The following is a 26,228-nucleotide window of genomic DNA, read 5'->3' as shown; positions in this document are numbered from 1 at the left end:
TGTAGAAAGTAGCAGGTAAGCCAATCCTTTAAAGCTGCAGCTTAAATCCACAGTGCCTAGCCTATCTCCATCACTTTTCTAATTGTCGACTCGATAGTATTGAAAGCGGACGCAGTCAATGGAGCCTGGAGGTACTAAGCCGATTACCTGTCATATTTTGCAGGTTGACGATCAACCGAAAAACTATAAATCTTGTGGTTAATGGAACTTTGTGCCGATTATGTGAAATCTGTGTGTTGTTTTTTTAGGTAAATGGCAAAGGTCAGAATATAGCAAAGGTCAGGACGGAGTGACTTGTTTAATAAACAAAACACTCTATCCGTCTTGTATTAGAAAATAGTTCAAGTAGGTGCAGCATGGAAAATGTCATTCAGATTTTTAGATTATCTGACCAAAACGATCTGCCGGCTGATGGTGCAGTTTTAAAGGAACAGCCTTCATATGGTCCATCATTGAGTGCTCATCGAACAAGCCAATACACTATTTATGTCGACTTGCCGGATAACGATGAGGCTATGATTCTTGTTCATGGTTATCTGGGGCATAGAATATTGGTATCTAAAAAGGTGGCTGCATACCTAAGGAAACTTGAACTTAAGCGCCCGCCTCGCCCGTTGTACGGAGAGTGGCAAGATGATTTTGAGTTCCAGGGCGAGCCAGAAAAACCGACAGACGAAACCTTTCAGCAGCTTGTGCACTATGGTTTTTTAACAAAAAGAACAAGCGATGAGGAGTTGGCCTTCTTTAAACGTTATGTTGAGGTAAAGCGGCGTAAATCATCTATGAATATGCCTCGTTACCTTTTTATGCCCACCTATGATTGCAATCTGCGCTGCCCATATTGCTTTCAGGATCACATGAGAAAAGAACCGAGCTTTAAAAAATTCTTGAAGTTGATGGATAAGGAAACAGTGGATCGTATCTTTGCCAGTATGCCGCTGATTGAAGAAAAACATGGTTTTGAATTATCGGAAGAAAGACAGCACAGGCATATCTCGTTCTTTGGTGGTGAGCCGCTTTTAAAAGCGAACCGTGACATCATTAGTTACATTATGGATAAAGCGAAAACACTGAGTTCGGCCAGCTTTTCAGCAACAAGCAACGGCACTGAACTTGAGTTTTACCATGATTTGCTAGGTAAGGATGGCATCAGCGAAATTCAGATTACTTTAGATGGTAAACCTGAAGAGCATGATAAAAGGCGGATCTATCCGGATGGTTCAGGAAGTTTCGCTAAAATTGCCAGTAATATTGATTTAGCCTTGTCAAAAGGGGTTTTTATTAATGTTCGTGTCAATGTTGACTACGGAAACATTAATGATTTACCTGAATTATCTTCTTTCATTCATTCTAAAAAATGGCATGAAAAAGCCAATTTTGGTGCTTATCTGGCACCCATACATGCTCTTAATGACAATACTGATAAAGAGCAATGTATGACTACATTAAAGCTAAATAAAGAAATGGAGACGATGCGCGTCCAGCATCCGCAGACCGCATTGTTTTCAGTTGATGGCGACAAAATGAGAAATCAAGCCATAGGTATATTTAAGAATCCAGAGAAAGCATCCTCAGGTATTAAGACTAATTACTGCGCAGCACATGACAGAATGTATCTTTTTGATGCACTTGCGGACATTTATGCCTGTTGGGAAAAAACAGGAGATAAAAACATTCGAATTGGTACTGTTGATAAATATGCCGGGTTAATGTTTTTCAATGAGCAGGAAAAAAATTGGCGCTCAAGAAGTGTTGTATCAAATTCTGTTTGCTCACAATGTCGTTATGCTCTGCATTGTGGCGGCGGTTGTGCCGTTTATGCGTCAGAAAAGACCGGTACTTTGCATTCTAACTATTGTGATGGATACGGGAAAAGATTCAGAGCCAGTGTGGCAGAAGCATATATAAAAACCAGAGAAGATATGCTGGTTGTTTCGTAATGTTTTTGCATGACACAAACAATCCTATAACAAAATCTGGCTCAGTTAAACACGCAGATAGTTTTCTGAGTCGTTGTTAAACATCTTGTTGTAAAGACAAGTCGCAGAGTTTCTGCGGAACGTGGTCCAACTGGTTTAATAAAAAACCAAGTATCAATTTATTTATGAGGTTAAATATGACTGAATTTAAAGATCTGACTAAAAAGAAAGCTTCTGCTACTCCAGATGAGGTTTCACCTGAGTTGCTGGATGAAATATCAGGTGGTACGAATCCAGAGCAGGCTGACGATTCAGAATGTATCGGTTTCGCTTGTGGCAGCTATAAAGAAAACCAGCAGATTGAGTAAGGCATTTTGCTGGAAAATCTGAATTCGGAATAGGCTGCGTCACTGAATTTGCATCTTTTTTTACCTCTCTGTGTTGTTTTGTCTGGCTATAGCTCGCTGTGGCTAGACAAAGCACCAGCTGGTCCTAAGACATTTGTGTATTCGGTCAGAACATAGTTCGTTTTTAAGCGAGTTAATTATGCTGGGTTCAGGTTAAAAGGCAGGGCGCGAGCAGCCCTGCCTCGTTCAATGATAAATATATGGGTCCTTTGCATCATTAACACTTAAAGAAACTAGGGGCTCAAGCTGAGGTTTGGCCTGATAACCAGAACAGGTATCCATTGAACTACTTTAGAGCTGGAGATAACGACCTGTGTTATTGGAGGCATAAATGCCACTTAGATGGCCCGATGTGCAGATGATTACCTGCCATATTTTGTTTGTATGTATAGCCCTCAGTGTCTTGCCTCTAACAGCGCAAGAAGAGGCCGGCCAGACATCAGATCAGTTGCTATTTGATTACCAGCGCCTGATGAAAAGTGTCGGACCAGATTTGATGCGGTTATCGCCGGATCGACAGTGGCTTGTTCTGGCAAATGGTAACAAGTACCCATCCATTAACGACGAAAGTAATTCGGAGCGAATAGAGTTCTTAGGCCGAGAGTTTTACCTGGATCGACCCTTGGAAGCCAGCAACACTCTAATCAACACAGTACAATTAATTCATATCAGTACCGGTCATAGCAAAGACTTGTCACTGCCAGAGCAGACAGTTCGTGATGTGCGTTGGGCCCCCGACTCTGAAAGCTTTGCTTTAATTGGCGTGAGTGACAAAGTGCTGGATATCTGGCGCTTTGATATATCTCAGCAAAAGCTTGAGCCTTGGTCGGATATTGGGGTATCAGGACAATTAGATTCTCCTTCCATCGTATGGATGCCTGATAGCCAGAGCATCATTCTTCGGCACAGCCGCATGCTTTCTATCAATGCAGCAAAACCGCCAGCTGCTACGCTGCAAAGTTCGGAGAGTCAGTCAGTTCAGACGCGGATCTATCGAAATACACTTGATACGGAGTTAGCCCGACAGAACTTTAAAGCGTTGCTGAGTCAACAAGCTGTTCTGCTGCATAAAAATGGGGAAGTACGCTCCTTGACGTCAAAGCTTTTATTGGAGGCCATCAGTGTTTCCCCGAATGGGCGGTATCTACTGGTTCAGCATCTTGCGGATGAAGTACAACCTGGGATCCGCATCAATCGGTTGGCTCGAGAGTATCAGGTTGTCGACATTTTAACCGGAGAGGTAAAAGCAGTCTTGCCAAAGCTGCTGACGGATCGACAGCGGGCAAGGGAGCCAGATGCTGCCGCCGAAGGCGCTCGTCTTGTGCAGTGGCGGCCGGATCAACCTGCTACAGTGATTTGGGTGGAGAGCGTTGAACCGCAGGGGAATAAAGTTGATGCAAGATATCGTGATGCCGTGATGTCTTTTGAAGCTCCATTTACAAAAGGAGCAACAGAACTTTTTAAAACAAACTGGCGTTTACATCAATTCTATCTGACAAAGGAAGGTCGGCTTGTGTATAGCGATTTTCATGCAGGTCAAAAGCAACTTAGGTACTGGAGCCTGCAACTTAACACAGCAGAGCAGAAAGAAAGTCTATTGACTCAATACGATTACACCAATCTTGCTGAATTCCCCGGCGATCTGCTTACCCAGTTGTTACCGGATGGAAGAATTGAACTCATCAGTAATCAGCGGCAGGAGGTGTATTTTCAAGCTGAGGGCCAGCATCGCTGGGGGGATGGGGTTTATGTGGTCAGGCAAGGCATAAAGGCGTCTGAACAGAGCGTTGCTTTTAAAAACGACAGCACTGATCAACAAAGAACACCCGTTTATCTCAGAATAACGGGCGAGAAAGAATGGCTGATGCTTGTTGCCGAGACGCCTGAGAGAGCTCCATCTTTGCAAATACACCATAACAACGACGACGAAAAACCTTTATATGATTGGCATTCCGATGATTTGGTTTCAGCGCCAAAGCCTGTATTACTGGAATTTAAACGTGGTGACGGTGTGCAGTTGTACAGTCAGCTGTATCTGCCGAAAAAGCAGAATGATGAGTTGTTACCCGCAGTGATTTGGCTATACCCTCGTGAGTATCATAGTCATCAGCAACAAGCAAAACCATCACAACACTTTGGATTTCAGCTTCTTGATCCGCAAGGACCTCAGATTGCACTACTAGATGGCTATGCGGTTGTGGATGCAAGTCAGATCCCTATAGTCCGCCAGGACGGGCAAGAACCAAATGATACTTTTATGCAGCAGCAGCAACTGAACATGTCGTCTTTGATTAAAACCCTGGAACAGACTGGCCGTATTGATACTACCCGGCTGGTATTGATGGGACACTCTTATGGTGCTTTTAGTGTTTTAAGCTTGCTGACAGAACGTACTAATTTTCGCTGTGCAATAGCACGAAGTGGTGCTTACAATCGATCGCTGACGCCTTTGGGTTTTCAGGGAGAAAAACGAACCTTGTGGCAGGTACCTGATTTGTATCAGCAACTATCCCCATTTTTCCATGCGGATAAGATAAAAACCCCTGTATTGCTGATCCACGGTTTGGCTGATGAAAACCCTGGTACAGCTCCATTACAATCTGAAATGATGTTTCAGGCATTACAAGCGCATCACGTGCCTGCCAAGTTGTTATTACTGAATAAAGAACGGCATGCCTACCGTTATAAAGAAACCATCCAACAAATGCTTGTAGCTCAGTCGGCTTGGTTACGGCAGTGTGCACAAGCTAACTAACCAGCAATCAGCTAGAAAACAGGCAACTCCTTTGCCTTACTCTGTTTCACCGCCGTTTTCTAAGCTATGTAGCAGACCGCCCTAAACGACGTAAAACTCTGAATATAAACTAAACTTTTACAATTTTACCTACTACGGATAATTCCCTTGCCCTGTAAGTTTTTACAGACAATAATGCCATTAGGTTTTTTGTGGCTATTTTGGGTGTATGTCTAAGGTTATTCTTGGTGAGTTTATTTTCGATACCAGTAGCAACTTTTTGTTTTCTGGCGAAAAAGAGTTAGAAGCCGAACCTCAGGTATTGGAGCTGCTTGCTTACTTGTATTTGCATCGGGATCGTTACATCAGCCTGCAGGAATTACATGAACATGTCTGGTCTGGTCGTGTAGTCAGTGATACTGCTGTCAGAGGAACGATCAAAAAACTCAGAAACCTATTTGACGATACGAATGTCGCTGACCCCAAATACATTAAATCACTGTCAAAACGTGGCTATAAGTTGGTTTGCTATATCAGTGAATATACGGATTTTGTCAGCCCAGAACATCCGAAGTTGATCGCTACTACTATGATAGAGGGGATGGCTGAAGTGTCAGGTGGTTATACCGCAAGGCCGGAACAGCTCGAGCCTATTGCTTTTCAGCCCGCCAAAATCCTCACTATAGCTTGCTTTGTTGTTTTTGGTGTTTTGATCCTTCTCTTATTGTTTGTTTCTCCAAGAGGAAAACCTGAATCTGATATTTCTGAGCTTTGGCATCTACCCAGTCAGGTGATTACGACCATATCTGGCGAGAAAAAGGGGCTGACAGTCTCTCCGGATGGGCGATACCTTGCTTTTATTGGTCGTTTAAACCAGAGTGAACCTTGGCAAATTTATCTGAAAAACCGCAAAACCAAAGATATTCACCTTTTGTCTACCAGTGCACAGCAACCATCAATGCTGGAGTTTAATAATGACAACTCACTTTTTGTTGTCGATGAAGTGGTGGGCAACTCTTCGGTCTATCTTTTAGTGCTCGATGAGAATAAGCGCGTTGTAAGCGAACAGCCTCTTGTCAACTTTTTCATGATTTTCCGGGTAAGCCCTGGTCAACAACAGGGAGAGTGGTTTATTAATGCAATGGACGCAGAGCAAGGAACAGCCATGCTATACCGCTGGCAAAGTCAGTCAAATACTTTAGAACGGGTGCAAGCTCGCAGCAGCGCTCTGGATCACATTTATCATTCAGTACATTCCCCGGATGGTCAGTGGCTAGCAAGTGCTATTTTGCGCAGTGGTCAGGAATATTGGCTGGAAATTCAAGAGGTAAGATCGCAGCGTACAGTGTATTCAAAAGCCACACAGGCCCGTGTTGGTCGATTGGAATGGCTGAACGGTAATTCGTTGATGAAACTGGATGAACAGCAACTTAGTGTCGTTAGCTTATCGTCGGGCAGTGAACAGATTTTGTTGGAGCAGGGCGAAGATCTGATTACGGATTTCTCAATTGCCAATTCAGATAACAGACTGTATTTACTGCGTAATTCAGATGCTGTTGAGCCAGTATTTCGTGAGCTGATTCTTACCCCTGAATTGTCCGAAGGACGGATTGTTAACGCCGTCAGTGGGACGCTCATGATGAGTTATGCTGAACATGACCATATCTATTATGCAGTTGTCAGTGATCAGAATAAACGTATGCTGGTGAAGTATGATCAAAGCAGTGGTAATAAAGAAACTCTTTTTAGCACCCATAAGAAGCTCGAGTTACTGGATATTCATCCTGAACAGGGGATCTTGTTATTACATGTGGGAGAGCAACTGCTAGTGGTGAATGTATCCAAAAGTTCTGTGGAGATCGTATCTTCATCGAAAAGTCTTCTGGACAGCCAGGCTGCGTTTTCATCGGATGGTCAAAGTGTCTATTTTGGCCAATTGATCGTGGGAGATTGGGAATTGCATCAATTTGACCGTGCTAGTCAGCGTAGCAAAAGACTCGCGATAGGCTATAGGTCTGCCAGAGAATACAGCCATGGCTTTATTGCTGTGACTGAAAACGGTGCGTTACATCAGTTAGACACCGGGTTTCGTCAGGTTCATGCTCTCGGATATAGCATTAATACCGAATTTATTAGTCGCTGGTATGTCAAAAATCAGTCCTTGATTTGGAGCGATTTTGATTTTGTATCTACGTGGTTAAATCAACTGGATTTTGTCAGTGGCGAGTTTCGTCAAGCCAGTTTTCCTTACGAAAAAATGCGACCTCGTTTTGCGATTAATCAAAATGGGAGTCGTGTGCTTTACAGTAGTAGAGGGACACGAATGACAAGTCTTAGTGGCATTGATTTATCCGGTTACCTTATAAAGTAGTGATAAATTAACCACAGTAAAATTAGATTCTCGTTATTTCACCCGCACGGTTTCCCATTCAAAATTTCCCTGACTTAACTACTATTAAAGGGGAATTTCATGAAAGTTATTATCATTGCGCTCGTACTCATATTTCCTTCAGCATTGATGGCTGAGAGTAAGTCTGAGAGTGAAACTGTTTCGCCATTGTCCTGGTGTAAATTGACCAGTAGCTGTGAAATTGATTAATGGTTCAGGGAGGCGCTATGAGTTTCTTTGAGCAAACTTTGGCTGAACTGGATCAGGTAGAAACACTGATCCAGTTAGAACGTTATTTGATTCAATTCTCAGAACTGCCTCATATAGACTGGTGTTGCTTTATTGTTCATCGAGACAGCACCGCCTATATAGGATCATTGCCAGATGGACTCAAACAAAAGCTTACCTTACCAGCACTTAAACAGGTATGCCTGCATTGTTATAAACCATCCTGGTCCGGCTCAAAGAAATTGACCAAAGTAACGTTGCCACAAGCCAGCCTGCTGATCCCTATTGTCACTTCCCGTCCAGATCATGCATGTCTGATTCTGGGGTTTACCAGTCAAAACGTTGAGCCAAAGTTTGCCGAGAAACTGGGTTGGTTTTGGCAAATTGTAGCCACTTACGTTTACGACACTTATCGACGTTTAAATGAAAAAGAATCTGACGTTGAAGTACGTCTGACTCCTCGTGAGCTTGAATGTATTCACTGGGCTGCTCATGGCAAAACCTCATGGGAAATCAGCCGGATTCTCAGTATTACAGAGCGGACTGTGAATTTTCATCTGACTAACAGTATGCAAAAAACAGGTAGCGCAAACAGGCAACAACTCATTCATAACTACATGAATACTATATGATTTTTCATGGTTATTTTTTGGTGATAAAAAAAGAACAGCGCAGTGATGGTGATATCTAGTGGTTCGCATCCATAGTCTGACTGGCAAAACTTGTATACGAGGTGCAGCATGAAAAATTATATAGCTTTGGACGAGCCTCTAGCCGCAACCGTCACAGCAGAAGGCTTCATTGAAGTCACTGCTTTGGATGAGCTGGATAAGATTGTGGGGGGGTTGCTGAATCCGGACGATGTTTACATTGAACTGAATGATGAACCTGCAAAATTTTAGTCACAACATAAATGCTTTGCGCACTCAGACAGTTGTAATGTCTGAGTGGGTCACCGAATGGCTGATGATGTCAATGATTGGCCCAAACGTGGCGGTATTGAATGCATTAGAAGGCTTATGATGTCTTATCTGAAATTATTTCGTAAAGAGGCATTGCGCCATCAGTACCAAACGCAAGAGTTTGGCAAATCTGTTATTCAGCAGTCACATATGCTGGATAAGTCGATAGTCATTATGTTTATTGCTTTTGGTCTGCTGATTTTTTTCGCTTTGGTCTTTCCCTTTGTCAGTCGTGAGCAGTTAAACTTGGAAGCTCATGAATCAAACTATTTTCCTATTGTTTCTCCTGTACCTGTGGTTGTGGAACGTCATTTGAATATGGATGGCAGTCGCATAAATCGTGAACAAGTGATAGTGCAAGTACGCTCTTTCGATTCTAAAAGCCAGCTTGAGCAAGTTGATTTGTTAAAAAGTAGTGAGTCTGGTACCTACTTTGCGATGGTGAACTCAGGCTCTACTGCCCTGGCTTTTCAAACCATTGCCAAAGTATTGCGAATTAATGACGATCATTTGTTTTTTTTCTCGTTAACAGGAACTAAGCCTAATCAGATACAACCCGGGCAAGTTGTAAATCTGCGGGCCGGGTCACTGTGGGCCAGGGGAAAAGTTCACTCTGTTATCGGACCTTTTCAGCAAGGCAGAATTAATGTGGGGATACAGCTTCAGCTACCTTATGAGCCTAGCGTGCTTCATCCATCCGCAGACGTTCGGCTTGAGCTCAATGTGAAGCGTAATAACTTCTTTGCACTGATCAAGGAGGGCTAGTTATGCTTATTTCTGATTATATTCAATTCAGAAGCCAGCAACTGCCAGTTTATCTGCAAAGTGAAGTGGCTGAGTGTGGAATTACCTGTATTGCCATGGTGGCTTGCTACCATGGATTTAAAACGAATATGCTCGCTATGCGGCAGAAATACCCAGCTGGTTTACATGGGGTTACGGTAAAACAAATCGTTAATATTGCCGATGAATTAGGCCTGTCTGCACGAGTACTGAAACTTGATCTCGGGCAACTGGCAAAAGTCAAAAAGCCGGCAATTCTGCACTGGAACTTTAATCACTTTGTCACGCTTGCGAAAGTGAGCAGCAAAGGGATCACTATTCATGATCCGGCAAAAGGACGCTTAAATCTGGATTGGAATCAGGTCTCTGAATCCTTCACTGGTATAGTCATTGAACTGGTCCCATCGAGTGATTTTGCGCGCAAAGATGAACGGATTCGTATACCGCTGCGCCACTTTATAGGTAAAGTGGATGGCTTGTGGGCATCGCTCGGAAAAATTCTGGTCATTGCGCTGTTGTTGCAGGGGTTATTACTGATATCTCCCTATTACATTCGGGTTGTTATAGATAAAGGGATTAACTCAGGCCAAACCAGTATGCTCTGGTCGGTTTTTATCGGTTTTTCATTGGTGTTGATGTTGTCTGTGTTGGCCCAGGTTATTCGTTCGGCCGCCATAATGTATTTGGATAAGAACCTGAGCTTTCAGGTCAAAGCCAATATTCAACGCCATCTTTTGCATTTGCCGCTCAGTTTTTTTGAAAGTCGCCATGTAGGGGATATCAAGTCCAGATTCGAAGCATTTAATGAAGTTCAGCGCATGATTAGCAGAGGCTTTATTACGGCTATAGTCGATGGACTATTGAGCATCACAACTCTGACCATCATGTTTTACTACAACAAGACTCTCGCACTGGTTTCGGTTGGCTTTCTGGTTGCACTGTATTTGATTAGATTTTTCCTGACCAACAAAGAAAATGAGCACCTGGAGCAGCAGCTTAGTAAACACGCCAAGGAAAATAGCCATTTTATTGAAACTATTCGGGCCATTATGCCGATAAAAAGCTTTGCGAAAGAAAATAACCGTCTATCAAGTTGGATGAACCTTTATGCCGATACACTAAATTCCAGTATCCAACGAGAGAAAGTCACCATTGCCAGTGATGTTACCCAGAACGCACTTGGCCGAATTGAATATTTGATTATTGTGATGATTAGCGCCTCTTTTATTATTGAAGGAGCGCTTAGCCTGGGTATGTTTCTGGCCTATTTGGCCTACCGCCAGCAATTTGCTGATAGTGCCCAGTCTTTAGTTGATAACATCTTCCGTTTTCGGATTGCGGGCACCTATTTGCGTCGTATGTCCGATATCGTTATGCAGGTGCCGGAACAGGATCAAGTCAGAGTAGCGCTGAAATCAGAACAGATAATTGGTGCTCTGGAAGTGCGAAATCTGCATTTTCGTTACAGCGACAGTACCCCCTGGCTGTATCAGGCGCTCAGTTTTAGGGTGGAGGCTGGTGAGTCCGTTGCGATAATTGGGCGCTCAGGTTTAGGTAAATCCACACTGTTAAAAATCATGACTGGATTAATACAGCCACAGCAAGGCGACTTGTTGCTGGATGGCATGCCAGTTAAATCATTAGGGTTCCGCCAATTTCGCCAATGCTGTGCAACAGTGATGCAAAATGACCAACTGCTCAACGGTTCTTTACTGGAAAACATCACTTTTTTTGAGCCTTCCCCCAATCTTGAGTTAGTGAAAGAAGCTCTTAAAGGTGCTGCAATCTGGGATGAAATACAGGCTATGCCCATGGGCTTACATACTCAGGTGGGGGATCTGGGAAGTGCGCTATCTGGCGGGCAAAAACAGCGCATCCTGTTGGCTCGTGCATTTTATACCCAACCCAGAATTTTATTCTTGGATGAAGCTACTAGCCATCTGGATAGCGTGAGCGAACAACGTGTAAATCAGTACCTGAAACAAAAAAACATGACGCGTATCAGTGTTGCGCACCGCAAAGAGACTATTGCGGCGGCAGATCGGGTTATTGATTTAACCGAGTTGATTGCCACTATGGCAAGAGCATGAAGATAGGATGAATTATGAAAAAAAATCTGAGCACACTGGTTTATAGTGCCATTGGGCTGATATCGGTACTGCTTTTAATCAGCGGTTGGAGTATTGGTTTTGCTGGAGGCATGCAATACATGAGTTTGTCGTCTGTCAGCATTGCTACAGTACAAAGCGGCGACTTTACCCAAAGGGTTACTGGCTATGGCATTTTGCAGTCGCAGAACCAACGTATGATCACTGCCAGCAGCGCAGCGACGGTGGATGAAATCAAGTTGCGCCCTGGTGCGGTCGTTGAGCCTGATAGCATTATTCTGACGTTAAAAAACCCGACACTGGAAATAGCTGTGCAACAGGCTATGGCCAATGTTCACAATAAAAAAACCAACGGTCGTAAACTGTCATTGGAACAGCAACGCGAACTATTGGATCAGCGTTCACGTTTGTCCGAATTTAAATCTGAAGCTGAACTTGCTGGGCTACAAGTCGAGGCTGAAGCGCCGCTGGCTGACGCAGGTATTATTTCGGCAATGGATGCCAGACGCAGTAGAGCCAAAGCTGAGCAACTGAAAGAACGTTACCAATTAGAGCAACAAAAGTTTGATACCTTGCAAGAAGTGCATCAGGAACATTTGCTGATCCTGCAAGAAGAAATTCAACAAGCTGAAGCTGAGTTTAGTAATGCCACTTACCAACAGCAGCTGCTTGTGGTGCGAGCAGGGCTTGCTGGCGTGTTACAACGCTTACCTGTCAGTTTGGGACAGAGTGTAAATATTGGTGAAGAACTGGCACTGGTTGGCAGCTTATCGCCGCTTATCGCGGAAGTGAAAGTACCACAAATGCAAGTACGTTTATTACAGCCAGGAGCTGGTGCCGAAGTGGATACCCGGCATGGCATTGTGACCGGGCAGGTATTGCGGATTGATCCGGTGGTCGTAGATGGTGCAGTTCAGGTAGATATTCTATTACCGGAAAATTTAAGTGCGGATATCCGCCCTATGCAGATGGTGGATGCCCGGATCCGTGGACAAAGCCGTGGGCAGGTAAACTTTGTCGACCGGCCAGTTGGAGTGGCTGAGGATGCGGAAATAGAGTTATTTAAGGTAGATACTTTTCAAGTTGCAACTAAGGTGCCTGTGCAGTTTGGCAAGGCCTCTGGTCAGCAAATCGAAGTGATATCGGGCTTGGCGCCCGGTGACCGTATTATTGTCAGTGACCTTCAGATTGAAAACTCTGTTGCGCAACTAAAATTGACTCAATAAGGATTGAAATGATGAAAACCGATGTACTTAAAGTCAAACACCTTAAAAAAAGCTTTCAATCTGGTCAGCAGCAGCAAACAGTGCTTAACGGTGTTAGTTTTAGTGTGCATGAAGGCGAATATGTCGCTATTTGTGGTCCGTCTGGTTGCGGCAAATCGACCTTATTGAATATTTTAGGTTTACTTGATACCGCCGATAGCGGTGAATACTATATCGACGGCTTACTGGTCTCTGATATGAACGCCGAGCAGCGGGCACAGATGCGTAGTCGCCGCATTGGTTTTGTATTCCAGGCTTTTAACCTGATAGACGAATACACTGTGCTGGATAATGTCGCCTTGCCGCTCAAATATCGAGGGGATAGCCTCAAACAGCGTCAGGCAAGGGCGCTACAGTGTCTGGAAAAAGTTGGCTTATCCGATAAAGCTGCTCTTTTCCCCAATCAATTGTCAGGCGGACAACAGCAGCGGGTGTCCATAGCTCGGGCTCTTGCCGCTGATTCGGGTATTATGCTGGTCGACGAGCCAACCGGTAACCTTGATTCAAAAAATGGCGATGCGGTGATGGCTTTGCTGGCCGAATTGCATGCTCAGGGAACCACCATTTGTCTGGTCACGCATGACCCGCGTTATGCCACTATGGCACATCGGCAAATTCATTTACTGGATGGCCAGGTAGTTTCGGCAGAACAGCTGGAGCAGGTTGCATGAATTGGCAAATGATCTGGCGTACTATCTACCATGCCCGGCAATACTATATCACTGTGGTACTGAGCCTGGTGTTCACTCTAACTTTACTGTTTAGTGTGTTGAGTCTGGTTAACATCACCTTCTTTGCGTCTCTACCTTATAAAAAAGATACTGAACTTTATTATATAGGTGGCGAGTTGAATTATCAGGGAGCCTTGCATCAACAAACTCATATTCAGGGATTGTTTGATTTGCAGCAAAAAAGTCAGTTGCTGGAACAGATGGCCGTATATTTTGGCCTTCAAACAGAGTACCAACTGGTAGATTTACCGCAGCGGCCCGAGGTTCAGGTGCTTTTGGGGGCCCATAATATTTTTGAAGTTATGGGGGTTGAACCATTAGTAGGCAGGCTATTTAATGAGCAGGAACAGGTGGGGAATAAGCAACCCTCGGCGATACTAAGTCAGGCGGTATGGCAACAGTATTATCAAGGCCGCAGTGATATTGTCGGACAGAGTATTCAGCTCAATCAGCGTCAATTTACGGTAATCGGGGTACTTAAGCAGGAGTTGGAATTACCTGGCTTTCATGAAGCTCATCAAGCGATCTGGCTACCTTTGGATATGGATGAGACAGTTAATATTCGTGGCATTGACGGCTACAACGCAAACTTTTCCGCTTTGGGCCGCTTAAAAACCGGTGTGAACCAGCAACAAGCCACTACTGAAGTCTCGAAACTAATGAAGCAGGCGTCGGCCGAACGTCATCCGGATTTACAGCATATGTTTGATTATAGCGGCAAGGCAGTGCCGTTACGTCAGCAAATTCAGGGCGATTCTGGTCGTCTGGTATTGATGCTGTTGGCCGGTGTATCACTACTCACCCTGATTGCTTTGGTCAATTTATGTAGTATGCAATTGGCTAGAGCAGTAAAGCGGTTGCAGCCACTGGCAGTCTGCTATGCCTTTGGTGCTAGTAAAAAACAAATGTTTTATCAGGTGTTTCGCCATAATGCGACTTTGTTAGCCGGCGCAGGCATAGTTTCACTGTTACTGACATCGTTGAGCTTTGGTGTGATTACCGAGGTTGCTGCAGAGCAACTACCGCGGCTTAGCGTACTGCGGATAGATGGTTTTATGTTATTTCTCACCATCCTAGTGTTGCTGGGTATTGCGTTGCTGTTTAGCTGGATTGAGCTCAGCGGAGTGCGGGAGAGGCAGCTAATGGCTAGTTTGCAAAGCAGTGGTAAAGGCGCTGGGAAACAGCTGCGTCAGGGAACAGCTCACAGTTTAATTGGTGTGCAGTTGTTGTTATCTCTGTTGGTATTGCTGGCAACTGTACACGTATTTGCAGCTGCCTGGTCTGAAGCTAGTCGTCCAACCGGATTGAATTCCACAGACCTTTGGTCTTTGACGGTGAATTATGCAGATGTAGACAATAGTGAGCAGCAACAAAATTACCATCGAGCATTATTGCAAAGTCTGGCCGCCTTACCACAAGTGCAACAGGTGACGCCTGTTTCTGAACCAAGGGTACCAAGGGTACGCAATCAGGACAGGATCAGTAATACACAAGGAGAGGTGATCTCTGCAGCACGACAAATTGGAGTGTTGCCAGGATACTTTCAATTGTATGGATTAGAGCTTTCGGGGCAGGACTTTAGCGCTGAGCAGGTCGGGCTGGAGCATCATCCTGTGATCGTAAACCAGCGCTTGGCTGATCGCATCGCCCGATTGAACGGAAAACCCGCTTTGGGGCAAAGCATAGCTTTGAGTGACAACAGCATACAGCGGCAAATTATAGGCGTGGTGGCTAATACTAACTTTCCTGGAGCCCCCGATTTTGAAGTTGATGAAGTGTTTTACCCGGTTGAAAACAATGGCCGTCGTGAATACAGTTATTTGCTGAAGCTAAGCCCGGGAGCCGTACTGACTGATACCGCCGTGCTGGAGCTGTTGCGACAGCAAGACCCAAGGCTGGATTTGCAGGAGTTGACCACGTTAAAGGCCGCATTTGCCCATTTTTCACTGGCCCACCGCTTGGCTGCTGCGTTATCGGCCATCTTGGCCCTGATGAGTTTACTCACTGTGCTGGCTGGAGTGGCAGGTATTGTTAGCTATCTGGTGCAGGCACGTCGCTATCAGTTGGGTGTAGAGATGGCGATGGGGGCCAGTATCAATCAGTTGCTACGTGATAACTTGCTAAAGCTAGTCCAACCGCTGGCGGCGGCGCTGCTACTGGGGTTTTCTTGCTTTTATTTTGTAACAGGAATAAGCCGGATTCAGCCTGAGCTAATGTATCAAGCTGACTGGCGGCTGGTTTTTGCGGTTTTGCTGCTGCTGGCCTTTGCCACCCTGCTGTGTAGCTTTGTGCCATTGCGAAGGGTGTTGTTGGGTGATCCGATCAAAGCTTTGCGTAATGAGTAATACCCTATGCTAGGCTTTTCTACTGGCTTGTCACCAGGTATCGTTAAACGACACAACAATCACAATTAGACACTAAAAAGCCCAGGATGTGTGGCTGCATGCAATAGCTACAGCCCTTTAAGAAAGATAAGTATCAGCGCTTGGGTTTCCACTGAATAAATTCCAGCGCCAGCTCTGGCGTGACAAAGACTGTGGCGTAAAGCTGGTCTGGATTATGTGGATCAGGGTGTATTGCCAATAACTGATAAGGCAGTTGGCTGCTTTGTGTTTCGCCTGTGACTATATCATGCAGTTCCAGATGCCCTAGCATACCAAAACGGTATTGCTTCTGACCCTGCAACAACCAAAGCGCCATAAAGTTAGTGTCTGCGTTGGTCTTGAGTTCGATGTCATTTTTACCGCCATCAACATAACGTAACAGCTTGCCATCACGGTGATAGTGCAATTGGCCTTGGGCATCGAACTGTGCAAAAGTTCCGGCTGAAAACGTCAATTGAGTTAACTCGTTGCTGACTAAATCCAGTTGCCATAGATTCTGGCTATTGCCTTGCAGCCGGGTTAGCACCAAACCGCTATTATCCGGTAGCCAAACCGCCTGACCAACATCATTACTTTCCAGTTTGTTGATCAATTGCTGGCGCTGCGTATCGTATAAATGCAAATTGCCCTGTTTATTAAAGGCTATATAGCGACCATCACCTGACCAATTGATACCGCTAAGCCGTTTGTCATCAGGCGTAAGTTCAGTCAATTGAACATTTTGCCCCTTGTTGTTCATCCATAGCTGCCAACTGCCTGTCCAATTGGCAGAAAAAGCATAGCTGCTGCTATCTATAGGGGATACCGCCAAATCTGCCGTGCTACCCTCGGTATCACTGAGCACGGTGATTTTCCGCTTCGCCGCGTTGAAAGGCTGTTCAATTTTAATAAGTTGCATCGCATTTTGCGAGGCGCTGCCTGCAGTGAAGCTGGAGATATAGGCCTGATCTTCAGCAAGCAGAGTTAACTCGCCTACGATAACGCCTTCAGGAAACTTCAACAGGCTCTTTGTTTTATCTGCCACCTTTAGCTGCAATATGCCATCACCACCGGGCAAAATCAGACTGGACTGATCGTTGCTCCAATCTAACCCAAGCAGGATCAGTGGAAAAGGCAGACTGGCTAGTCTGGTATGTTCCCTGCTGCTTGGATCATATATATAGATATCAGGCTTGTTCGATTCAGGCATCAGTATATACGCAAGTTTACTGCCATCAGCAGACAACGCCAGCATAGTGACGCCAAGGCCTGCGGAAGGTGCTGCTAATAAAGTTTGTACCGCACCAGTGGTCAGATTTTCTGCCAGCAGCGCGTTGCTGGAATATAAGCCGCCACTGCCTTTGCTGTAATACAGCCATTGTCCATCTGCACTTTGTTGTGCTGTACCAAAGTTCAAGCCTGCACAAGAGGTTAATGTTTTGACCTGATACTGAGGATACTTGCTGAAATCATAATTCTGGTATTCACAGCGTTGACCATCTTTACTTATCGCCTGAACCAACAGATTACGGCTCAATGGTTGCCAGGTTTGAATGCTGTACAAACTATTATTGCCTTCAATCACCACTTCCTGCAGTGCGCTGCCTGTGCCCATACCCAGTTTGCGTACAATGGCACGCACAGTGCCGTCTGGCTGTGAGTGACTATAAGCCAATAGTTGCTTATCCGCGGACAATAAAGGTCTTGATTCAATGCCTTTAAACCAGGTTATTTTTTGCCTCGTGACAATATCCATCTGCAGAACCTGGGGTTTGTCATCCAGCTTTGAATTTTTACTGAGGGAAGCGGGCTTTTGGCTCGAAAAATAATAAACAGCTGCTGTGCCTACAAGCAGCAGGGTTGCTAGTGCAACTAACCAAAGGGGGATGCTACGTTTGTACTGAGTGGAGCCGGCACTGGTCTTTGGTTTTTCGTCAGCAGATGGCTCAATCGGCGCATCGGGCTGATGAGGCAGTTGTAAACTATAACCTTTACGATGATGGGTTTTTATAAGCGACTGGGGCACATCAGGATGCTGCAAGGCTTTACGAAGTTCTGACATAGCACGATTTATCGCGTTGTCATCCACATAACTTTGTTGCCATATAGCGTCAACAAGCTGTTGGCGGGAAATTATTTTGCCGGGATGTTCAATAAAATAATGCAGTAGCTTTGACAACAGAGGTTCCAGCTCTATCCGTTGAGCCTTATCACGAATGCTGTAATCGCCTGGTGTAAAAGTCCATGGTCCCAGCTGCATCTTATCCATCTGTTAATTATTCTTCCATTTTTTAACCAGTTGTAACTTTAACAGATGTCGCTATCGATTCAAGTGAAATAAAACTGGTCTGAATATACCTTATTTTTTCGCCATAAGGTTTTCATAAGGTTTGGTTATTCCCATTAAAAACAATGGTTTATTTTTATTTTCCTTACCAATAAATTGCTTAGGTTCTGATAAGCGACTTTTCCTCACTCGTTGGCTAGATTGAGCTCAACAACCAGGCGGACAAGCAGTGAATCCGTTGTTGCCAACACACTAAATGCAATTTACTGAACAAGACTTACTGAACCAATAGAAGGAATGTCAAAATGAAAACACTGAAACAAGCAAGCGTTCGTATCCTTATTGTTGCCACTTTATTCACCAGCACCGCAGCACTGTCAGAAGAAGCTAAACCAAAGTCGGAAGTGGTTCAGCCAAAAACGGAAGTTGTTGTAACTACCAAACCTGTGACCGATGTGCTGATGCAAGAGTTGAGACAGCAATTAAGCCTTAATATTAAACATCAGGTGAATACGGCCCTGAACCATTCAGTCGAGCTGATCAAAGATTCACTGCGCTAATGATGAAAGGCGTGACTATCAGCCTATAAAAGCTAAATGTACAACTACAACATCAGGACTATCACAATGAAATTAACAACGCTATTTAAAGCAAGCTTTGCAGCTTTATTACTGACCACAGCCTTGGCTTCTGCCTCTGCTGTGGCTGAAACCTCCGTCTGGAAAGTGAGTAAAGGTGACGATTATTTGTATATAGGTGGCACTGTGCACCTGTTACCTGAATCGGCTTTCCCTTTGCCTGGCGAATTTGGTAAGGCTTATGCCGATACGGATACTCTGGTGCTGGAAGCAAAAATACCTGCTGCTACAGATACTGAATTGCAAGCTGCAATGCTAAAAGCCATGTCGTACAACGACAACCGCAGCTTGTCTAAGGTGTTGTCACCTGAAGTGTACAAGCAGGTAAGCGACTATTTCGCCCCTTACGGTGTGCAACTGCAACAGTTGGATGGTTATAAACCCGGCTTTATTATGATTCAGATGCTGGCGCTGGAAATTATGAAAGCTCAGATGGATGGAGAAGGGGTCGATAGCCATTTTGATAAGCTGGCACAGAGTGATGGTAAATCACAGCTCTATCTGGAAACGGCAGAAAGCCAGATTAATTTGTTGGCTAATATGGGGGAAGGTTACGAAGACGCCTTTATGAAAATGAACCTGGAACAGGTTAGTGACTTTAAACAGTATTTTTCTGCAATGATCGATGCCTGGCGCGTGGGGGACATGGTTGAGTTGAATAAGCTTGCTGTTGAACCAGCCCGGCAGATGGACCCTAAGTTGTATCAGGCGTTGTATGTTAAACGTAATCAGAACTGGTTGCCGCAAATTGAGAAGATGTTTGGCAATAACAACAAAGAGCTGGTGTTGGTTGGTGGTGGGCATTTAGCTGGGGAGCATAGTGTACTGGCGTTGTTACAGCAGGCTGGCTACAAGCTGGAGCAACTAAGTCTGTAAGCCTGGTTTTTCAAACTCGATAGTTATAGTCATTGGAGCTTCACCTGGTGGCAAACAAAAATCCCCCCACGAGCATAGCCAATCTATGTGACTGGGGGAATCGATAGGGTGAAAAGCCTGCAGTGCTGACAATAGGATATAAGTTGGTAGCTATGAGCAATGTTGTGATCTGGTGTAATAAGTCAGTACAAGAATACAAAAATACTCTGATCGTTGGTGGGATTTGGCTGACTGTCTGGGTCATTGCGAATCTTAGCTTATTGCATAGCCTGATATTTTTTAGATAGAGAGTCTTCAGTTAAACACTGTTCAGCAAAATTTCACCCTGCTCCTGTAATCTGCTGCATTATCTATTAGAATAACCGCATCGAAATTACATGGACTCTTTTATGGCTTTAAACGTTGTGATCCTGGCGGCCGGTAAAGGCACGCGGATGAAATCTGCTTTACCTAAAGTACTGCATAAAGTGGCGGAACGCTCTATGGTGCAGCATGTGATCGACACGGCCCGTTCATTAGGCGCAGAGTCTATTAATCTGGTGTACGGCTATGGCGCAGACCAGCTGAAATCTGCTTTGGGTGAACAGGATTTACACTGGGTATTACAAGCCGAACAATTAGGTACTGGCCACGCTGTGCAGCAGGCAGTGCCTCATATCGCCGACAATGACACTGTACTGGTGCTGTACGGTGATGTGCCTTTAACCCGCAAAGAAACTTTAGAGCAACTGCTGGCAGCGAAATCTGCCGATGGTTTAGCTGTGCTGACTGTGCATCTGGCCAACCCTATGGGGTATGGTCGTATGGTGCGTGAAAACGGTAAAGTGGTGGGTATTGTTGAACAAAAAGATGCCAGCGCCGAACAGCTGAAAATTACTGAAGTAAACAGCGGTATTATGGCTGTACCTGGCAAACAACTGAAAAAGTGGTTAAGCCAGTTACAGAACAATAATGCGCAGGGCGAATTTTACCTGACCGATATTATCGCTATGGCTCATAAAGAAGGCGTGGACATTACAACGGCTCATCCTGCCACTGCCATTGAAACTGAAGGAGCAAATAACCGTGTGCAATTGGCACAGTTAGAACGGGCCTATCAGGCGCGTAAAGCAGAAGAGCTGATGTTAAACGGTGCTAACCTACGTGATCCGGCCCGTATTGATATACGGGGTGAAGTCACTGTTGGCAACGATGTGATGATCGACATCAACGCGATTTTTGAAGGCAAAGTGGTGCTGGGCAATGGCGTTATTATTGGCCCTAACTGTGTGATAAAAGATGCAGTGATAGGCGACAACACTGAAGTGAAAGCCAACAGCATGATTGAAAAATCTACTATTGGAATTGGCTGTTCTGTCGGCCCTTATGCCCGTATTCGCCCTGATTCAGTGCTGGCTGACGACAGCCATGTCGGTAACTTTGTTGAGCTGAAAAAAACCACTTTAGGAGTGGGCTCTAAAGCCAACCATTTAACCTATTTAGGTGATGCAGTGATTGGCAGCAAAGTGAATGTAGGTGCCGGTACCATTACCTGTAACTACGATGGTGCTAATAAGTTTGTCACTACTATTGAAGACGGTGTTTTTGTTGGCTCCAACAGTTCTCTGGTGGCTCCCGTGACTTTAGGCCAAAACTCTACTGTGGGTGCTGGTTCTGTGGTTACAGCCAGTGTAGCTGCAGATGAACTGGTAGTAGCGCGTTCTAAGCAGCGTCATATCAGCGGCTGGAAAAGACCGGTGAAGATTAAGAAATAATGATCGGCAGATCATAAACAAAACCCGTCCTTGTTGGCGGGTTTTTGCTTTTAGTATTTTTGACTTTTTAGCTGACAATTTGAATATGAGGACAATGTTGCCGGAAAAATGTTTTTACTGAGGGCAGTTGTTCCAACGGAAAACTGAATTTTAGTTTGCCGTACATATTGTAAGGGAAATCAATGAAGGCGGTGTGGTCATTCATTTTATCAATAGCAACTTTGCTAACATCAGCAATTTCAAGCTGATGTTGTTTCACGTGAAGCATTTTTCCTTCCAGCCGCAATTGACTGAGCGGTTCTTCGAAATGATCAGGGTATTGAACTTTAACTTTATAAAGAAAGGGAGCAAATAGAAGCCAGGTTGAATACAGCACCGCTGAATGCCAGGGGAGGCTCGTAAAAATAGTTAAAAGTACTGGCAAAAGGCTCAGGCTCCAACAAATACAGGCTCGGCGCTTTATCTTTTTATCTGCCATCATTTCTTTAAAAGTCATTCCTTCTCTCACATTTCCCTGATTTTTGCTAACAAGATAATAAAAAGGCAGTAAAAGCAGGTCAAGACACTTGTTGATTAAAAGTTAAAACAAAACTGATAACCAGCTCATAGGAAACAATAATTCTGGCGCTATTAATGACTGCTGGTGCAAACTAAAACTTAACCACTGCAATGCTGAATCAAAAGCCAGTAGGAACAGCACCAGCACAACAAAAGTGCTTAGTAATTGGCGAATGCCTGGTAACTGAATTTGCTCTGGTGTATTCATGATTTATCCTTTATCTCCCTGATGTTCTAATACTGAGTCGTATCTTGTGGTGAAATAGTTGGAAGCTATACGAAAAAAATCAGCAGAGGTTCAGCAGTTTTTGCTAAAGTTCGCGCCAAATCAGCATTAAACGGACAACATCACATTGAATAAACAAACACTTTTGGCGCTTTCACTGCTGCTGTTAGCTTCTTGCACTCAACTGAATCATCTGGATATGTTTAGCCTGAAGCAGCAGGAATTGCAGCGCTTATTGTTGAGCCAATTAGAGCAACAGCAAGGCAAAGGTAAAATGCTGGGCCTGCCACTGACACTAACGGTACGTCAGTTGGAGCTTCAACTGGCTCCGGACAATAAACAGCAGATAGAACTCAAGCTGGCGTTGGGGGCTGAAGTGGATGCGTTGTTCAAACCATTACATACAGATCTGAATTTACACTTGTCGGCTTTGCCCTATTTTGACGATGAAAGAAATGCAATTTACCTGAAAAACTTAACCATTCTAGATTCCAGTGTAGGCAGTGGCAGCTCTCAACTCAAATTGGCACCTTTGAGCAGCGAGGCGAAAACCATCCTGACGCAAGTGCTGAACCGTCAGCCTGTCTATAAGCTCGATTGCAACAAAGTAACGGAAAAAGTCTTATGTGGCATGCCGTTAACTTTAGTGCTGCAACCCGGCGAGTTGCTATTAAAACCTAACTACTCTGCTCAGTAACCACTGTATTACCAGCAAGGCCCTCAATTGAAGGGCCTTTTAGCCTGTTCAATGTAAAGATGAAATGATCTAGTTGCAAATGATTCTCATTTGATCTAAAGTGGCGCCCATTATTTAAATGAGATCTATTCTCATTAACTGGAGCGCTTTATGTTTAAATTAAAACCCCTGCTTTGTTCTGCCTCTTTGTTGTTGGCTTTTACTGCTACTGCTCACACTCCTTATCTGGCGCCAGCCAGCTTTGAACCTTTAGGTGGCTGGGTCACGCTGGACGCTGCTTTTGCTGAGAAGTTTTTTGTGCCAGAAGTACGTTTTGATCAAAGCGAATTTAAAGTACTGCAACCAGACGGCAAAGCTGTTGAACCAAAAGAGCTTTTTGTAGGCAAAACCCGCACTGCAGTGGCTCATCAGCTGGAGCAGGACGGTACTTACAAATTCAGCACGGGACAGCGTTATGGCGCTGTATTTCGCAGCTGGCAGCAGGATGGTAAAACCCATAACAGCAGAGATCCAAAAGAACAAATTCCTGCTGGTGCTAAGTTATTGGCGCATTTTCAGTCTGTCACTCTGGCAGAAACTTATGTTAGTAAAGGTGCGCCAAGCCAAACCGTATTAAAGCCAACCAATCAGGGTCTGGAATTGGTGTTCCAAAGCCATCCAAACGACTTGTATATCCAAAGCCCAATCAAAGCCACTGTGCTTTATAACGGCAAAGCTTTGGCTGAGCAAAAAGTGCAGGTGTATTCAGCCAATTCTGCTGAAGCCGAAACCAAAGTATCAAAAGAACTCACGACGGATAAACAAGGTCAGCTGAATTTTGAGCTGGATAAAACCGGCACTTATTTATTGCTGACTCGTTTTCGTACCGATGCACCAGCTGGTGCCAAAGCCCCCACCTACAGTTACAGCTATAGCGCTGTAGTTGAAGTCACCGAATAACAGGAGTTTATGATGCAACGCAGAAGCACAGCCCTTAGTTTATTTTTAGCCATCACCAGCTGTTATTTAGCGGCCGATGAAAAAGCGCCAAAAAAACCAGCACATCAGCCAACAGCACAAGGCAAAGCCAGTTTTATTCAGGACTATGATCTGAATAAAGACGGCACTGTCAGCCAAATCGAGTTTGAGCAGGTACGCCAGCAGCGTTACAGCGCTATGGACGAGAACAAAGATGGCCAGGTGTCGGTTGACGAGTACGTTAATGAATATGCAGGACGTCTGGATAAAAAGCTGGACGCAGAACGCACTGGCCAGATTAAACAAACGCTGGTGCGGATTGAAGCTTTGGATAAAAACAAAAGTAAAAGCATAGGTAAAGATGAATACCAGGCCTCTGGTGACAGAGCTTTTACTTATATCGACAGCAATAAAGATGGCGTAATCAGCAAAGCCGATCCGCTGCCAGAGCGCGAACGTAAACCCGATGCCAAACAAACAGTACGTGCCCGTCCGGCTTTAGTGATGCCAACCACCCACAGTGTGGCAGGTATGTTGGATATGTATGACCAGAATGGCGACGGCAAGGTCGATAAGGTTGAGTACCAAGAGCAACGTGATGCCGCTTTTGCCCGTACTGATCTGGATAAAAATGGCGAGCTGAGTAGCGATGAATACCTGAACGAGTTTGTTGATCGTCTGGACCGTCAAATCGCCAAAACCCGTGCCGCCCAGTTAAAGCAGGCTGCAGTGCGCTTTAAAGCTTTGGATAAAGACAACAATCAGCAAGTGAGTAGCGCTGAGTTTAATGCCTCAGGTGAGCGTATGTTCAAACGCTGGGATACAGATTTAAACCAGCAAGTGACTATGGCTGAAGCTCTGCCTGTTGTTAATAACGAACAAACCAGAGGTACCGCTGAGTAATGAAAGCTTTTGCCTGGTCATTGACGCTGTTATCACTAAGTCCTGCACTGGTGCTGGCTGACTCTGTCAGCTATCAGCAGGTTATTGCAGGGCAGCAGCTGAAACTGCAACTGGAAGGTGTCAGCCAAAAGGATTGGCAGGCCAGGCAACCCCAGTTTAAGCACTGGTTAGCCGCTTCTAAACCAAAACAGTATCAGCTGATTCAGCTCTGTGAAAAATGGCGTGCACTAAGTCAGCAAAGTTACAGCTGCCGTTTAGGTGCTATAGCGCAGCAATGGCAACAAGCTGTTGAAAACCAAGTGTTACCGGATAGAGTAGAGTTGCGCCGTCAAACCAGAGCTATAGAACAAGTTGTGGTATCAGAAGCAAATTACAGTACGCTGGTATGGCAGTTGGACGGGTTAGCCAATGCCCGCTTGCTGGACGATACCGCTGTTCTGTTAAAAAGCTGGTTCCCAAGGTTAAAGCAGATGGATTTACAATCTGGTGTCAGCCGCTTGTTGTGGTCTGATGCGGCTAGCACAAAGTTGAGTCTGGGCACTGAACAGCCGTTATTACAGCAACTGCAGCTGAGTTCTGTGGCTTTAGCTCAGACTGAAACTGCCAATGCTCAGCTGGGGTACAAAGTATCGTACCGGACTTTTAGCCCGCTGCTGAACCCGGCAGAAGGCTGGCCTGTTGAATACGGCCCGACAGCCACTGTGTTGGCTAAAGATGCAGTCACAGCCTATTTACTGGCGCAAAGTCTGGCAGTGCTGGATCTGAAGCAGGGCCAGCAGCTTACCGATCAGCAGCAGGCTGCAGCTTTAATCAAAACAGATTCGGCCAACTGGTATGCATCCAACTCCTGGTATGGCTATCTGGCGGATAAAAGCCAAAGTCAGCAGCAGAGGCTACAGATCAGTTATCAGTTACCCAAATTCAGCGATGGTAATTACAAAAGACCTTATGTTTCGGTATGGCTGACCGATCAGCAGAAAAGACCTGTGCGCCAAATCAGTCTGGTCGGCCAGCAAAGCCGCTGGTATCAGGAGTTGAATCACTGGTGGCGTCGGTTGGGCCGAAAAAATCCGGAGCAAATTGATCAGATTGCCGGAGCAACCCAAAAACCCGGTATTTATCAGCTGCAGTGGGATGGTCGTGATCAACAAGGTGCTGTGGTGCCATGGGGGCAGTACCAGTTGCATCTGGAAGTGGCGCGTGAACATGGTGGCCATGAACATTTAACTCTGCCACTGAATTGGCAAGCCGATCTGAAGCCAGTGCAGCAGCAAGGTGAAGCTGAATTGGGGCTGGTGCGTCTGCAGCTTCAGAGCAAAGACGGTTAAGTTTTTAGCATCAAATTCCTGTTGAGTTGCCTGCCAACTCCTGTTGTTCTCCCTATTCTCTGGATAGGGAGTTTTTTGCGCTTTCAAAATGTAAGCCATTGAAATATATAAAAAT

At 45.0% G+C, this 26,228-nt stretch carries 21 protein-coding genes; 18 read left to right on the top strand and 3 right to left on the bottom strand.

Translation table 11 applies throughout. The features are described 5' to 3' along the window. The first annotated feature begins 356 nt into the window (after positions 1–356). The 11 genes from P3C17_RS10085 to P3C17_RS10035 all read left to right on the top strand — a co-directional run bounded on the left by P3C17_RS10085 (position 357) and on the right by P3C17_RS10035 (position 15,871). Positions 357–1,940 (top strand): radical SAM protein, encoded by a 1,584-nt coding sequence (locus P3C17_RS10085; RefSeq protein ID WP_300929324.1) that lies wholly within the window; start codon positions 357–359, stop codon positions 1,938–1,940. A gap of 176 nt (positions 1,941–2,116) precedes the next feature. Then, positions 2,117–2,287, top strand: coding sequence for a hypothetical protein (locus tag P3C17_RS10080; protein WP_233080345.1), 171 nt, complete (start codon positions 2,117–2,119; stop codon positions 2,285–2,287). Between the two features lie 370 nt (positions 2,288–2,657). Next, positions 2,658–5,081 (top strand): prolyl oligopeptidase family serine peptidase, encoded by a 2,424-nt coding sequence (locus P3C17_RS10075; protein WP_300929323.1) that lies wholly within the window; start codon positions 2,658–2,660, stop codon positions 5,079–5,081. A gap of 208 nt (positions 5,082–5,289) precedes the next feature. Further along, a complete protein-coding gene (locus tag P3C17_RS10070) occupies positions 5,290–7,431 on the top strand; it encodes a winged helix-turn-helix domain-containing protein (protein ID WP_300929322.1) in 2,142 nt (713 codons plus the stop codon). A 245-nt stretch (positions 7,432–7,676) separates the two neighbouring features. Further along, entirely contained in the window at positions 7,677–8,309 is a 633-nt protein-coding gene (locus tag P3C17_RS10065; protein ID WP_300929321.1) for a helix-turn-helix transcriptional regulator, read from the top strand. A 108-nt stretch (positions 8,310–8,417) separates the two neighbouring features. Continuing rightward, a complete protein-coding gene (locus P3C17_RS10060) occupies positions 8,418–8,579 on the top strand; it encodes a hypothetical protein (RefSeq protein WP_233080342.1) in 162 nt (53 codons plus the stop codon). 57 nt (positions 8,580–8,636) lie between these two features. Next, the gene (locus P3C17_RS10055; RefSeq protein ID WP_300929320.1) at positions 8,637–9,404 is read left to right on the top strand and encodes a hypothetical protein; all 768 of its coding nucleotides are present in this window, start codon (positions 8,637–8,639) and stop codon (positions 9,402–9,404) included. 2 nt (positions 9,405–9,406) lie between these two features. Next, complete coding sequence (locus P3C17_RS10050) at positions 9,407–11,512, top strand: peptidase domain-containing ABC transporter (RefSeq protein WP_300929319.1); 2,106 nt, start codon at positions 9,407–9,409, stop codon at positions 11,510–11,512. A gap of 14 nt (positions 11,513–11,526) precedes the next feature. Beyond that, entirely contained in the window at positions 11,527–12,756 is a 1,230-nt protein-coding gene (locus tag P3C17_RS10045) for an HlyD family efflux transporter periplasmic adaptor subunit (RefSeq protein ID WP_300929318.1), read from the top strand. Between the two features lie 8 nt (positions 12,757–12,764). After that, a complete protein-coding gene (locus P3C17_RS10040; RefSeq protein WP_222422598.1) occupies positions 12,765–13,466 on the top strand; it encodes an ABC transporter ATP-binding protein in 702 nt (233 codons plus the stop codon). After that, positions 13,463–15,871: an ABC transporter permease gene (locus P3C17_RS10035; RefSeq protein WP_300929317.1), complete on the top strand. Its 2,409-nt coding sequence runs from the start codon at positions 13,463–13,465 to the stop codon at positions 15,869–15,871. Before P3C17_RS10040 ends, P3C17_RS10035 begins: the two co-directional genes overlap by 4 nt. 133 nt (positions 15,872–16,004) lie before the next feature. Here the strand turns inward: P3C17_RS10035 and P3C17_RS10030 are convergent, their stop codons facing one another. Next, positions 16,005–18,158, bottom strand: a complete 2,154-nt coding sequence (locus P3C17_RS10030) for a winged helix-turn-helix domain-containing protein (RefSeq protein ID WP_300929316.1) — start codon at positions 18,156–18,158, stop codon at positions 16,005–16,007. Positions 18,159–18,481: 323 nt separating this feature from the next. Here P3C17_RS10030 and P3C17_RS10025 point away from each other — a divergent pair, with 323 nt between their 5' ends. From P3C17_RS10025 to glmU, 3 genes are all read left to right on the top strand, one after another. Then, positions 18,482–18,736, top strand: coding sequence for a hypothetical protein (locus tag P3C17_RS10025; protein ID WP_300929315.1), 255 nt, complete (start codon positions 18,482–18,484; stop codon positions 18,734–18,736). A gap of 66 nt (positions 18,737–18,802) precedes the next feature. Further along, the gene (locus P3C17_RS10020) at positions 18,803–19,690 is read left to right on the top strand and encodes a TraB/GumN family protein (RefSeq protein ID WP_300929314.1); all 888 of its coding nucleotides are present in this window, start codon (positions 18,803–18,805) and stop codon (positions 19,688–19,690) included. Positions 19,691–20,079: 389 nt separating this feature from the next. Then, positions 20,080–21,444, top strand: a complete 1,365-nt coding sequence (gene glmU, locus P3C17_RS10015) for a bifunctional UDP-N-acetylglucosamine diphosphorylase/glucosamine-1-phosphate N-acetyltransferase GlmU (RefSeq protein ID WP_300929313.1) — start codon at positions 20,080–20,082, stop codon at positions 21,442–21,444. 67 nt (positions 21,445–21,511) lie between these two features. Here the strand turns inward: glmU and P3C17_RS10010 are convergent, their stop codons facing one another. Together P3C17_RS10010 and P3C17_RS10005 are read right to left on the bottom strand one after the other, a co-directional pair. After that, positions 21,512–21,940, bottom strand: a complete 429-nt coding sequence (locus P3C17_RS10010) for a hypothetical protein (protein ID WP_300929312.1) — start codon at positions 21,938–21,940, stop codon at positions 21,512–21,514. An 84-nt stretch (positions 21,941–22,024) separates the two neighbouring features. Next, the gene (locus P3C17_RS10005; RefSeq protein WP_300929311.1) at positions 22,025–22,210 is read right to left on the bottom strand and encodes a hypothetical protein; all 186 of its coding nucleotides are present in this window, start codon (positions 22,208–22,210) and stop codon (positions 22,025–22,027) included. A gap of 145 nt (positions 22,211–22,355) precedes the next feature. On the opposite strand from P3C17_RS10005, the gene P3C17_RS10000 reads away from it, so the two are divergent. The 4 genes from P3C17_RS10000 to P3C17_RS09985 all read left to right on the top strand — a co-directional run bounded on the left by P3C17_RS10000 (position 22,356) and on the right by P3C17_RS09985 (position 26,113). Next, complete coding sequence (locus P3C17_RS10000) at positions 22,356–22,925, top strand: DUF1439 domain-containing protein (RefSeq protein ID WP_300929310.1); 570 nt, start codon at positions 22,356–22,358, stop codon at positions 22,923–22,925. Between the two features lie 150 nt (positions 22,926–23,075). Next, entirely contained in the window at positions 23,076–23,864 is a 789-nt protein-coding gene (locus P3C17_RS09995; protein WP_300929309.1) for a DUF4198 domain-containing protein, read from the top strand. A 9-nt stretch (positions 23,865–23,873) separates the two neighbouring features. Continuing rightward, positions 23,874–24,785: a hypothetical protein gene (locus P3C17_RS09990; RefSeq protein WP_300929308.1), complete on the top strand. Its 912-nt coding sequence runs from the start codon at positions 23,874–23,876 to the stop codon at positions 24,783–24,785. Continuing rightward, positions 24,785–26,113, top strand: a complete 1,329-nt coding sequence (locus tag P3C17_RS09985) for a DUF2271 domain-containing protein (RefSeq protein WP_300929307.1) — start codon at positions 24,785–24,787, stop codon at positions 26,111–26,113. Before P3C17_RS09990 ends, P3C17_RS09985 begins: the two co-directional genes overlap by 1 nt. Positions 26,114–26,228: the final 115 nt, after the last annotated feature.

Source organism: Rheinheimera sp. 1928-s, assembly GCF_029269265.1.
In the GTDB taxonomy this organism is placed as follows: Bacteria; Pseudomonadota; Gammaproteobacteria; order Enterobacterales; family Alteromonadaceae; genus Pararheinheimera.
Note: the sequence above shows the minus strand (reverse complement) of the source record. Positions and strands in the feature narration are given on the sequence as shown.